General features: G+C 49.6%; 9 protein-coding genes. 5 read left to right on the plus strand and 4 right to left on the minus strand.

All coding sequences use genetic code 11. The annotated features are described in order from the left end of the window. Positions 1–2: 2 nt before the first annotated feature. The 5 genes from BMX66_RS13010 to BMX66_RS13030 all read left to right on the plus strand — a co-directional run bounded on the left by BMX66_RS13010 (position 3) and on the right by BMX66_RS13030 (position 8,249). Entirely contained in the window at positions 3–3,179 is a 3,177-nt protein-coding gene (locus tag BMX66_RS13010) for an efflux RND transporter permease subunit (protein ID WP_090882898.1), read from the plus strand. Next, positions 3,163–4,734: an efflux transporter outer membrane subunit gene (locus BMX66_RS13015; protein WP_177168791.1), complete on the plus strand. Its 1,572-nt coding sequence runs from the start codon at positions 3,163–3,165 to the stop codon at positions 4,732–4,734. Before BMX66_RS13010 ends, BMX66_RS13015 begins: the two co-directional genes overlap by 17 nt. A 264-nt stretch (positions 4,735–4,998) precedes the next feature. Beyond that, positions 4,999–5,559 (plus strand): recombinase family protein, encoded by a 561-nt coding sequence (locus BMX66_RS13020; protein ID WP_090882900.1) that lies wholly within the window; start codon positions 4,999–5,001, stop codon positions 5,557–5,559. 123 nt (positions 5,560–5,682) lie between these two features. After that, a complete protein-coding gene (locus tag BMX66_RS13025) occupies positions 5,683–7,182 on the plus strand; it encodes a carboxypeptidase M32 (protein ID WP_090882902.1) in 1,500 nt (499 codons plus the stop codon). Between the two features lie 509 nt (positions 7,183–7,691). Further along, on the plus strand, positions 7,692–8,249 hold the full coding sequence (locus BMX66_RS13030; protein ID WP_090882904.1) for a recombinase family protein: 558 nt from the start codon (positions 7,692–7,694) through the stop codon (positions 8,247–8,249). Between the two features lie 24 nt (positions 8,250–8,273). On the opposite strand, the gene BMX66_RS13035 is transcribed toward BMX66_RS13030, so the two are convergent. The 4 genes from BMX66_RS13035 to BMX66_RS13050 form a co-directional block, all read right to left on the minus strand. After that, entirely contained in the window at positions 8,274–8,918 is a 645-nt protein-coding gene (locus BMX66_RS13035) for a GNA1162 family protein (protein ID WP_090882906.1), read from the minus strand. Further along, on the minus strand, positions 8,915–9,283 hold the full coding sequence (locus BMX66_RS13040) for a DUF4810 domain-containing protein (protein WP_158593426.1): 369 nt from the start codon (positions 9,281–9,283) through the stop codon (positions 8,915–8,917). Before BMX66_RS13040 ends, BMX66_RS13035 begins: the two co-directional genes overlap by 4 nt. 76 nt (positions 9,284–9,359) lie before the next feature. Next, the gene (locus tag BMX66_RS13045; RefSeq protein WP_090882910.1) at positions 9,360–10,040 is read right to left on the minus strand and encodes a CsgG/HfaB family protein; all 681 of its coding nucleotides are present in this window, start codon (positions 10,038–10,040) and stop codon (positions 9,360–9,362) included. Between the two features lie 752 nt (positions 10,041–10,792). After that, on the minus strand, positions 10,793–12,352 hold the full coding sequence (locus BMX66_RS13050) for an esterase/lipase family protein (RefSeq protein WP_255398957.1): 1,560 nt from the start codon (positions 12,350–12,352) through the stop codon (positions 10,793–10,795). Positions 12,353–12,466 lie beyond the last annotated feature (114 nt).

Below are 12,466 nucleotides of genomic sequence, written 5' to 3' on the forward strand. Positions count from 1 at the left end.
CCATGTTTGGTATTTTTCTCAAAAGACCTGTGCTAGCGATCGTGTTATCGCTGTTGTTCATATTTATGGGCTTTTTAGCAATGAAATCATTGCCCGTTTCCCAGTTTCCAGATATTGCACCGCCCCGGGTCACGGTTGCAGTATCGTTTCCCGGTGCCAGCGCCGAGGTACTGGTGAAATCGTCCCTGATCCTCTTAGAACGCGCTATCAATGGCGTGCCTGGTATGAGATACATCACTTCGGATGCAACCAGCGCCGGCGAAGCGACCATTCAAGTATATTTCAATTTAGGCGTCGATCCTAATATCGCGATGGTTAACGTGAAGACGCGCGTGGATCAGATGATGAGCAGGCTACCCGTACTGGTGCAGTTGGAAGGCGTGATTGTAAACTTCGTCCAGCCCAGCATGCTCATGTATGTCAACCTCTTCAGCAAAGACAAAGACGCCGATCAGAAGCTTTTATTTAATTATGCCTATGTCAATGTTATTCCGGAGATTCAACGCATTACTGGAATTGCCCAAGCAACCATATTGGGTTCCCGCCAATATGCGATGCGGATTTGGATGAATCCGGAACGGATGAGAGCCTATAGCGTCTCGTCAGAAGAGGTGATGGAGGCACTGGCGAGTCAAAGCATTATCGGACGACCTGGTCGGCTGGGCCAAAGCACAGGCATGCTCGCCCAGTCCAAAGAGTATGTGCTGGTTTATAAAGGACGCTTTAACAAGCCGGAAGAATATGAGGACATTATTCTCCGGGCTGCTCCAACAGGCGAGATTCTGCGCATTAAAGACGTTGCCAAGGTCACTCTGGACAGCGAGTTTTATAATATTTTCTCTGATAAGGACGGATACCCTTCCGCGTCCATCGTGCTGAAGCAAAACTACGGCAGTAATGCCCAAGTAGTCATAGAGAATGTGAAGAAAAAACTGGAAGAATTGAAAAAATCCTTCCCGGAGGGCATGGACTACGAAATCAATTACGATGTGTCGCGTTTCGTTGAGGCGTCCATCGAACAAGTGCTACACACATTGGTGGAAGCCTTCATTCTGGTCTCCTTGGTGGTTTTCATTTTCCTTGGCGACTGGCGTTCTACCCTGATTCCCGTCCTCGCGGTACCGGTTTCGCTGATCGGAGCATTTGCCGTCATGTCTGCGTTCGGGCTTTCCATCAACCTCATCACCTTGTTTGCCTTAGTGTTGGCTATTGGTATTGTGGTCGATGATGCCATTGTGGTAGTGGAGGCAGTGCATGCAAAAATGGCAGCCGAGCATTGCAGCCCTTATGAAGCCTCCCGAAAAGTGTTGCAGGAAATCGGTGGCGCCATTATAGCGATTACGCTGGTCATGGTATCAGTGTTCGTCCCTCTTGCGTTTATGCCAGGACCGGTCGGGGTATTTTATCGACAGTTCGCTATCACTATGGCGTCGTCGATCATTATTTCAGCAATCGTGGCTTTATCGCTCACCCCGGTACTGTGTGCCATGATTCTTAAAAACACTCACGGTCAGCGGAAACGGAGAAACCCAATAAGCCTTTTCGTCGATGGCTTTAACTCTGTTTTCGAAAAGGTCACCGGCCGCTACATCAAATTGCTGAATGTCACGGTCACCCGACGCATTGTCACGCTTTTGGTATTGGCCGGGTTTGGCTTCGGCATTTTCGTGGTCGATAAAACCTTGCCTTCCGGCTTTATTCCCGGCGAAGATCAAGGCATGATTTATGCGATTATCCAAACACCGCCCGGGTCAACCATCGAAGTGACCAACAAAGTGGCACGTGAACTGGAAATGATAGCCGCAGAAATCGAAGGCGTACAATCGATTTCTTCCTTAGCCGGCTACGAAGTACTCACCGAAGGCCGTGGATCAAATGCAGGGACTGTTGTTGTCAACCTGAAAGATTGGTCGCAACGTGAACATTCGGTAAATCAAGTTATCCACGAGTTGGAGGAAAAAGCCCATGACCTAGGTGCGGTCATCGAGTTTTTTCAACCGCCGGCAGTGCCGGGATACGGTGCGGCATCGGGTTTGGCGTTTCGCTTGGTGGACAAGACGTTAGACACGGATTACTTCGAATTCGATGAACTTAATAAAAAGTTCATGGATGCGATGCGTGAACGTAAGGAATTGACCGGCTTGTTCACTTTTTATGCGGCCAATTATCCGCAATACGAACTGGTTATCGACAATAGGCTGGCCATGCAAAAAGGGGTTAGCATCGAAGACGCGATGAATCACCTGGACATCATGATCGGCAGTACTTATGAACAGGGCTTTATTCGCTTCAATAACTTTTTTAAGGTCTACACCCAGGCCGCGCCGGAATTCAGGCGAGCCCCTGAAGATGTGTTGAAATATTTTGTGAAAAATGATAAAGGCGAAATGGTGCCGTACTCTGCCTTCATGACTATGGTGAAAAAGCAGGGGCCCAACGAGTTGACGCGTTATAACCTCTATAACACTGCGGCGATCCGGGCCGAGCCCGCACCCGGTTATACCACTGGCGCAGCTATCAAGGCAATCGAAGAGGTTGCGGAAGCCACTTTGCCGCGAGGTTTTGAAGTTGCCTGGGAAGGCTTGACATTCGACGAAGCCCTCCGGGGCAATGAAGCACTGCTGATCTTCGCCGTCGTTATCCTGTTTGTTTATCTGGTGCTAGCCGCACAATACGAAAGCTTTGCTTTACCCTTGGTCGTGTTATGTTCGCTACCCCCTGGTATTTTCGGTGCCTTTTTATTGTTAAAAGGATTAGGGCTTGCCAATGATGTCTATTCCCAACTGGGAATGGTGATGTTAATTGGCTTGCTCGGCAAAAACGCGGTATTGATTGTCGAGTTTGCAAGCCAGAGGCAAGTCGAAGGCATGACGGTCAGAGAAGCGGCGATTGCGGGCGCAAAAGAGCGTTTTCGGCCGATTTTGATGACTTCATTTGCCTTTATAGCCGGGTTGATACCCCTAGCGATGGCTACGGGAGCTGGAGCGGTCGGCAACAGGACGATTGGTACCTCAGCACTGGGTGGGATGCTTATCGGTACCGTGTTTGGCGTCATCGTTATTCCAGGACTTTATTATATTTTTGCGAAAATGGCAGAGGGTAAAAAATTAATTCAAGGTGAAGACCTTGATCCTCTAGCCGAAATTTATCACTACGGCCCAGATGACAATGAAAAATAAAACATTTCGGCTTATGGTTTTAGTCGTGTTGGGGCTGATGTTGCAGGGTTGTATTCCTAAAGTAGCAATCAAAAAAGCAGATGCCCCTCTTCCTGCTGCTTTTGAACCGGGCGTTTTGGAAACGACCAATACGGCGACTGTCATGCGGAAGGATTTTTTCGATGACCCTGCCTTATTAGATTTGCTAGACATAGCTGTTGCTAATAATAAAGAAATTAATATCATGCTGCAGCGCATCACCATTGCACAAAATGAAATCCAAAGGCGTAGAGGCGAATATTTGCCATTTGTAGGTATTCGTGCTGGCGCAGGCGGAGACAAAGTCGGCGAGTTTACGCGCTATGGCGCTCTTGAAGAGCATCTGCCATTAGCCGAGCATGCCTTTCCTACGTTTCTTGGCGATTTTCGATTTGAGCTATTTTCAACTTGGGAGGTAGATATATGGAAAAGATTGAGGAATGCGAGACAAGCGGCTGTGCTGGAGTACATGGCATCTAAAGAAGGTCAAAATTTTTTAGTGACCAACCTGGTCGCTGACGTTGCTCATTCGTACTATGAACTGCTTGCCCTGGACAACCACCTTGAGAATTTAGAGCAAAATATCAGGATTCAGGAAAATGCGTTGGAGATGGTTAAACAACTTCTGCTGTATGCAAGAACAACTGCACTTGCGGTCAGGCGTTATGAAGCAGAAGTGGCAAAAAACAAAAGCAACATATACAAAATTAAACAGGATATTACCGTTGTTGAAAACCGGATCAACCTCCTGTTAGGGAGAACGCCGCAGCCTATCCAGCGTGCTTCCAGTGGTTTTATGGAGCAAAACCCCAAAGTACTCATGACAGGTATTCCGTCGCAATTGCTACAAAACAGGCCTGATATTAAGCAAGCGGAGCTTGAGCTATCGGCAGCGGAATTAAACATAAAGGTGGCCAGGGCAAATTTCTTTCCCTCCTTTAGCATAAACGCTGCGGTAGGGTTTGAAGCTTTCGCGGTTAAATACCTGTTCAATTCCCCACAATCATTGGCGGCCGCTGTTGCCGGAGAGCTAGTAGCTCCACTGGTCAATAGGTACGCTATCAGAGCCGAATATAAAAACGCCAGTGCCAGGCAAATTCAGGCAGCTTATGAGTATGAGCAAAGTATTATCAATGCTTATGTGGAAGTAGCGAATCAAATTTCAAACATCGATAAGCTCAAAAAAAACTATCAGCTCAAGACAAGCCAGGTGGAAGCGCTCGTCCAATCAATTGATGTCGCTAACCAGCTATTCAAATCTGCTCGTACGGACTACCTGGATGTGCTATTGACACAAAGGGATACCCTGGAGGCCAAACAAGATCTAATTGAAACGCAACAAAAGAAATTTGACGCAATGGTGGATCTTTATAAATCACTTGGTGGCGGTTGGCAGTCTGAACCAATGACCGATGCGCAAAAATCTTATCTAAGTACGTTAAGTGAAGAGGCTGGCGAAAAAATGGATGAAAATCTATCGAAAGCGGAGGCGGCAAAGAAAATCGATGAGCTCAGCGTAAAACTGGCAGAGGATTGAAGGAAAAAGGGGAATGATTCGAATCGACCTGGGGTCGTTCCAGAACCCGGAAAAAATAGTATCTGGGGTTTAGGGAGCAATGGAATGTAAAACCCGGTTAAGCATCGTCGTTGGGGTTGCGCAATGGCCGTAGCCCTGTGCATTTGAAGCATGGTCTAGCCGCACAAGCAAAAGACCGCCATAATTTGTGCATTTGTAGTTGAAATTGATTAAATGCACAAGCTATAATAAGCACACATCCTATATGCGCAAAATGGCCAGAAAATGAGCTCCTCAAAAATTGGATATTGCCGAGTATCAACTACCGAGCAAAACATGACTCCCCAATTGGAGTTACTCCACAAAGCGGAGTGCCAAGAGATTTTCAAGGAAAAATTATCAGGAAGTAATATAGCTCGACCCGAGTTACGAAAATTGTTGGATTACATCCGTAAAGGCGATACCGTCACTGTGACAAAATTGGATCGGTTAGCACGATCGACCAAAGACTTATTGAGTATTGCCGAAGAAATAAAAAAGAAGGGCGCAGGCTTGGAGGTTCTAAATATCAATTTGGATACAAAATCCCCGACTGGTCAATTGATGCTCACCATGCTGGCCGCTATCGCTGAATTTGAAAAGGGAATTATGTTGGAACGTCAACGGGAAGGGATTGATATCGCAAAAGAGGACGGCAAATACAAAGGCCGTAAACCGATTGAAGAAACGAAGTTGCAGCAAGTGCAGGCCCTCGTTCAGGGTGGCACAAGTGTTAGCAAAGCAGTTTCTGAAGTAGGTATCGGCAGGCGCACTTACTACAAGGCTATTGAAGAAGGCCGGATTTAGCGTCTATTTTCCTTAGCGACGTTTTTTTCAGAAACCTCTGTTACGACCTCTGCTTTCTTTTCCTATGAACAAGAGCTTTTATTTTTCCTATACCCCGATCCTCTCAGAGAGGTCAATGCCCTCGTGCACTCAGCGCTCCAGTCTTTGAAGGCCCGGTTTGCCGAAATCGATAACCTGCGGCGGACAGGCTCTGTGCTCCATTGGGATATGTCCACCCACATGCCTCAGGACGGAACAGCGTCACGCGGACGCATGATCGCCACGGTCGAAAAGGCCGCCCACGAAAAACTGATCGACCCCGCTGTGGCCGCGCTTCTGGAGACCGCATCAGGACTGCCAGCTGCAACGTTGTCCGCAGATGACCGGGCGTTCCTGCGCCTGGCCTGTCGGCAGTTTTCCCGGGCGTCGAAAATCCCCACCGCTTTCAAGGCTGAATTTCTTCAACACATGACCGAGACTTACGATGTTTGGGTCCGCGCGAGGAAATCGAATGACTTCCATGCCGTGGCGCCGTTTCTGGAAAAGACCGTCGCGTACTCACGGGCCATCTCAGATTTTTTCAACTCCGGTGAAACCGCATGGGCCCATCCCATGGATCCGCACATCGAAGACGCTGATCCCGGCATGACTACCGTGGGTCTCAAGACGCTTTTTGCCGACCTTCGACGGGATCTCGTGCCATTGGTCGGAGAGCTGTCGTCTCGCCCCAAGCCGCGGACCGATTTTTTGTCACGGGTCAATCCTAAACCCCAACAATTAGAGTTTTTGAATTGGCTGGCCAAGAGCATCGGCTATGACTTCAATCGTGGGCGCCAGGATCTCACTCATCACCCGTTCATGACAAAGCTTGGAGCCGGGGACGTCCGCATCACGACTCGGGTCAATGAGACGGATCTCCGTGACGGGATTTTCAGCACCATTCATGAGTCCGGCCATGCCTTTTACGAACTGGGACTTTCGCCAAACCTGGATGGAACCATTCTGGGTCACGGCACTTCCGCCGGAATTCACGAGAGCCAAAGCCGGCTTTGGGAAAACTTGGTTGGTCGGTCGCACGAATTTTGGATATATTTTTATCCTCACCTGCAAGCCCATTTTTCCGATACTCTTCGGGACGTTTCGCGGGATGACTTCTGTCGTGCCATCAATCGCGTGGAACCTTCATTGATTCGAACCGAGGCCGATGAAGTGACCTACAATCTGCACATCATGATTCGCTTCGACATAGAATCGCAGCTTTTGGACGGCTCACTTAAGGTGGGGGATCTGCCCGGCGCGTGGAACGACCGGTACGAGTCCGACCTCGGGGTGCGCCCGCCGTCGGACGCTCAGGGCTGCCTTCAGGATGTCCATTGGTATTACGGAAGCGTCGGCGGGATGTTCCAGGGCTATACGATTGGAAATCTCTTTAGCGCGCAGTGCTACGATGCTGCCCTTAAGGCTCACCCGGAAATTCCAGAGGCGATGACGCGCGGAAATTTCTGCACACTGCATTCGTGGCTGAAGGAAAACATCTATCAGCACGGCTCAAGTCTTTTCCCGCACGAGCTGATCCGACAGGTGACCGGCGAAGATTTGTCGTCGGAGCCCTTTCTTGCGTACTTGAAGCGGAAATATTTATAGAGACTCCGCCAACGAGGGCGCCGGGCGCACTCAGCTTCATCCCACCTATTCAGTGTGTTGCTCTACGATTTTCTCCGTCGAGTTTAAGAAATCCAAATCGCCCGAAACACGGATACGGATACTGTAGTAGTCCCCGACTGGACGGACAAGGCGACGGCGGTGGGTAGTGCTGAGAAGACGGCTAGACGGAGAATTGCGGCCGGAAGATGGTGGGCGCTCATACGCGCTATTTATTATTGATAACATATTTTATCAACTGCTTCCAACCCCCCATTTTTGTAGCCCCCCAACTACAGCTAGTTCTAGCTTGACTCGGGAACTGGGGAGTCCGAGACAAATGGAAGATTGATCGCGTGTCTACGTCAATCTGAGGTACACCTCAAACGGACAACGCCGCCTGACACTTTTCCCCTCTTTAAATGTCAGCTTAAGATTAAGATTGATATTAATTGACAGCAGGAAGCGAAGGTCATAGAATCTAACCTGACATTAATTGAGGGAAGAGGGCCATGACCAGCCAGAGAATCGGATACATCCGGGTGAGTACCCTTGATCAAAACGCTGAGCGCCAGCTCGACGGGGTTCACCTCAATAAGACGTTCACCGACAAAGCGTCAGGCAAGGATACAAACAGACCGCAACTCCAGGCTGCTCTAAATCACGTCCGTGCAGGGGATACGCTTGTTGTCCATTCGATGGACAGGTTGGCGCGCAATGTCGAGGACATGCTCAGGCTGGTCAGGGAAATGAACGACCGCGGCGTGTCGGTTGAATTCATCAAAGAGAACATGAGCTTTACCGCAGGCAGCGAGGATCCACGCTCCACCCTGATGTTTACCATGTTGAGTGCCTTTGCACAGTTTGAACGCTCGCTCATCAGGGAAAGGCAGCGGGAGGGAATAGCCCTGGCAAAAGCCAAGGGGACGGTCTACAAGGGCAGGAAGCCGGCGCTCAATGCGGAACGAATCGCTCAGCTGCGAGAACAGGCCGCAGCAGGAGCAAACCGGACAAAGCTGGCAAAAGAGTTTGGCATCAGTCGCGAGACCCTTTACCAATACATTCGGTAAACCGTCGGAGCAGTCTGCGTTCGTCTAGAATTTCTCCTGATCCCTTCCATACTCAAGATGATAAGGGCCTGCTGGCAACCCTTTTGGCGGTAGAAATACCTGGTTGTTCGCCTGCCGTGCCAGCGGCTGATAGTCAGTTGCCATGGCGTTCACCGCTGCTGCGATCGCCATGCCTATCAATCCCCCTCCGGCGCCTCCTGAACTCTGTACCACTTTTTCATTGGCCTGCCACAGCACCATCCCGGTGCGCGCGTCTCTCAACTCATAGTCCATCTCAACAGCAACGGTCGAGGCAAGAAGAATGTATTTGCTGCTCCAGTCCTTGATAGTGATATAGAGCGCAGCATCGGCGCCAAACAGTTCATGCAAGCGCTGTGTTGCGAGCAGATGAATGTGTCCCGCCTCCGCCAGTCCGAAATCTTTCAGAACGAGGTCCGTCAAGTAGACGGGAAATACGTAATAGCCGCGTTCGGCCAAAGGCCTCGTGATGGTGGAGACGAAAACCGGGGAGGCGCTGATTTCCGTTGTGTCGTTGAGTACCGGCACCACCACTATCGAACGTGGCTTATGCGCATAAAAAGCAGACATATCCTTCTTCTCGGGTTGTATCGCGCAACCCGAAAGTAGGGTGAGCATACAAACCAGCACTGCTATCGCGGCTCTTGTCATGGCTGAGCCTCCGGTGTTACCGCCGCTTGAGGCAGTGCTTTTTTCGTTGACTCGGCCTCCTTTTGTTTGACCCGCTCAATCAGCTTGGTCATGAACGCACTGGACTCAGGGAAAAGCAGTTTTTCCTTCTCAAAAGACGCGATTGCGCCCTCCCGGTCACCGCGTTTAAACAGAATAAAACCATAATCCGCATAGGCGCCCGGCGGAACCTTAAGCTTCTGTTGCTCCGCCGTGCGGATCGTTTCCAACAAGTAGACGTCAGCTTGTCCGTGGTCCTGCGTGACGTACCGATTATGGAGCCCACTTTCCAAGTCTCCCCAATGGTAAATGGATGGTCCGGCACACCCCGCCAAAGCGGTCGCCATGATTCCAAAGCAGCTTCTGAGAACAACTTGCTTTACTGCGGCCATGCAGCCAGATTGCGTGGTTGTCATGGGTTCCCTATTGTTTGGTATTGCGGCGGCTATCGAGATTCACCGTCACGCTGTTCATCATGTTGACAATCGCGGCATCGATCGCTTTTCCTTCCAGTGTGGAGTCAAAACCGGTAGCCCCGCCAAACCCGAATGTGCTGCTGGACGACAGATCAGCCTCGCCTGAGCCTTCCTGTGTGTAAAACACCTGGCCCGTCTTGGGATCAACCAGTCTTAATACGACGCGGGCACGCGCACGTTGCGTTTTGCTCTTGCCAACCAGCCATGTATTTCCTGTTGTGTCCCGCCCCAGTTCGGCAACGGAACCCATAATTAACGCATCCACGCCTATCATGTTCTGTTTGAACTGCTCCTGGCTCAGCCCCATGAGTTCAGCCTCGGCTGCAAGTTTTCCGACGTCCTGCCGCTCGACAACATTGAAACGCTGGGTTGCCATGAGATGGCGTGCCAACAAGTCAGAGGCCTGTTTGCCAATACGGTCTCCGGATGCGTCCGTGAACAAGCCGCTTCCATAAATGGATTCATTCGTGAAGCGGGCGATCCCTACTGTCAATCGTTGGTTTGCGGGTAACGGATTCACTGTGACGCGCGGCCCGGCATCCTTGACCCCTTCCTGAACGGTGCGACTGGGGCTCGCGCAAGCAGCCAATGTCAATGACGCGAGGAAGATCATTATTTTTTTATTCATAGCGGGACCATAGGTTGTTTGAAAGTGGATTGCGCGGGGGCAATGTGAGTAGCGGTGCTTCTGTAATAAATGGGATTCTGAGAAGGAGACTGTACGACTATCCCGATAGCAGGCATTCAAAGAACAGGGCTGGAAAAGCGCTCAATCAGCGCCTTCTACGAGATAGTTTCAAAATAGGGGATTTATCCTGCCAGCCGATGCCCCTGCTATCAGTTCATTCCAAAAAAAGCTCTTCCTCATCCATTCAACCATTATCTTACGGATTTTGGTATTAATCACCATTGGACTTAGGTACACCTGTCAGTCCGTAGGGGTATTCCTGCATTTGTGAGAATGGCATACAATTGGACTTGTCAGGGGCCGCATTGGTTTGGGGCTGGCGCGAATTGAACGCGCCTGAGTTCTCAAGTCAATCGCGGCCTTTGCGTTTCTTGGAACCACCGTAGAACTCCGCGCGTTAGGGAAATGGCCGTTTCATGCTGCGCGACAACGTGCGCCAGAATGTTTGTGACTTCCCGGTTGGAGCCCTCGCCCGATTGCTCTCACGATCCCCGGATACTGAAGTCCTGACCGATGGGGTGGGCAATATTTCCGCTCGCTTCGTCCCGATGTAGGGGCACATAATGTGTATTAGTTTGGAAATCGGACAGGCAATGTCAGATTCGAACTGCCGCTAAATGTCGGTTTGCGACCTTCGCGATAGACAGAAAAGTACCAATTGCGGTAAATTGCTCATACCGGTCAGATCGGATTTATATCGAGACGAGAGTATTGCCGATCCGGTAGTAAATGCTGTTATCCTTCGTCGATGTCACGGGACCCGAAGGTGGAATGTCGGACGAATCAGTGGGCGAAGGTCCGCCAGCGTCCGGTGAGAAAACTTTCAATTCAAGTTTTCCTCTGAATCCCTTCCCTGATTGCAGATCGATATGGAATAGGTTTTCATTAGAATTAACGCATTCACTGAGGGAGCCCTTTTTTTCGCTCCAGTCCATATCATCAGTCGTATAGCGCAGGGACCAACCGGCTTCTTCTTTTCCCACTGTAACCGTGATGGTGTTGCGGTATAAGTATTCTACATCACTATGCTTATTCCAAAATCCGTTACCAATCACGTAGTCAGTCGCTGATACAACGATATCCACACTGAAAACTAAAGGGAAGTCCTGCTTGGTTTTATTTTCCGTGTCTAGAAAAACGGAGAATAGCTTTGGCGGATTGGCATCTGGATCCAATGTCTCATCACGAGTTCGTAATATGGCACTGCACATATCACGGTGGCGCTCAGACAGCTTAAGCGAAAATGTCCCGCGAGTCGCCACGGTGGATTCGATGTAATAAGAAACATACACTATTTGATTGTCTCGTTCCGCCTTTTTCTTCACCGATGGTGGAAGAGGTAATTCATCCACCTTCAACACACCATCCACCCGAACATTCCCAAATAGGAAACGTATTAGATTCTGATAGCCTTCTTCCGAATTGACAATACCATAGGGGCCGCTGTGGCTCCTATTCACAAACGCACGCGGCGCGCCCTGTACGGTAGCATTTTTTATCAATACCAGCCCGTCGCTCATCTCGCCAGCAAACCGACGCGACCATCCCCAAGCCACGTCATAATCCTTGTAGTTCGTGCCCACTAGACAGAAAAATCGCTCGGGTGTAAATTTCCCATCAAGGGTATCAACGCGCTCGGCGTTGTTTGGCAAGTCAAGATATTTTGCCATTGTCTTGCGATTAAAATTCCCAAGTGGCACGTTTAAACCAGATTGCCAGCCAAGTGAACTAGCAAAACTACTAGATTCAATCCCATTATGGGGTGTGCCATACGTGAACACCTTCCTCACCAACTTACGATCGCTCTCCGTGCTTATGGATTTATTCTGCAGAAAGCAGCGACAGATCAAGCCGCCCATAGAGTGTGCCACTAGATAAACCTGGAACTGCTCCCACAAGTTTTCATCACTACCGCAAACCTGATCACGTATTTTGTGTATTAGATCCTTGAGCCCCCTAGCTGTCTCAATCATGGAAAATGTATTTCCGCTTCCAAAATCTTTCTCTATCGCTTCATAATAGCGATAGATGATGATGCTCTTGGCAGGTATGCGTTCCGAAGTTTCGCTACCGGCCAAATAAATATCACGGTATTTATAGTCTTTCATCAGGCGAATGAGAGGTGACTCAAAAATATGCCGATAGCTCCTTTTTTTGGTTGGGTCGCTCGGGTCTGGCCGTGACTTGGTTGCTCCATCATTAAAACCCATGTAGGGGGTGGAGACGGTTTCAGTAATTTCCCTGTCTGTCATCGCGTAACCACGTACGTAGATTATGGGAAAGTATGGTGGCTTAATGGGCATGAGATTATATTTTTCCGCGATTTATAAAATAACTTATTTATGTATAGCAATTAATAATACTAA

It is taken from the genome of Nitrosovibrio sp. Nv6, assembly GCF_900110495.1.
GTDB lineage: Bacteria > Pseudomonadota > Gammaproteobacteria > Burkholderiales > Nitrosomonadaceae > Nitrosospira.

Excerpts from the sequence above, each read along its gene's own strand:
- BMX66_RS13010 (WP_090882898.1), top strand. The coding sequence starts at position 3 with ATGTTTGGTATTTTTCTCAAAAGACCTGTGCTAGCGATCGTGTTATCG.
- BMX66_RS13015 (WP_177168791.1), top strand. The coding sequence starts at position 3,163 with ATGACAATGAAAAATAAAACATTTCGGCTTATGGTTTTAGTCGTGTTG.
- BMX66_RS13020 (WP_090882900.1), top strand. The coding sequence starts at position 4,999 with ATGAGCTCCTCAAAAATTGGATATTGCCGAGTATCAACTACCGAGCAA.
- BMX66_RS13030 (WP_090882904.1), top strand. The coding sequence starts at position 7,692 with ATGACCAGCCAGAGAATCGGATACATCCGGGTGAGTACCCTTGATCAA.
- BMX66_RS13035 (WP_090882906.1), bottom strand. The coding sequence starts at position 8,918 with ATGACAAGAGCCGCGATAGCAGTGCTGGTTTGTATGCTCACCCTACTT.
- BMX66_RS13040 (WP_158593426.1), bottom strand. The coding sequence starts at position 9,283 with ATGGCGACCGCTTTGGCGGGGTGTGCCGGACCATCCATTTACCATTGG.
- BMX66_RS13045 (WP_090882910.1), bottom strand. The coding sequence starts at position 10,040 with ATGAATAAAAAAATAATGATCTTCCTCGCGTCATTGACATTGGCTGCT.
- BMX66_RS13050 (WP_255398957.1), bottom strand. The coding sequence starts at position 12,352 with ATGACAGACAGGGAAATTACTGAAACCGTCTCCACCCCCTACATGGGT.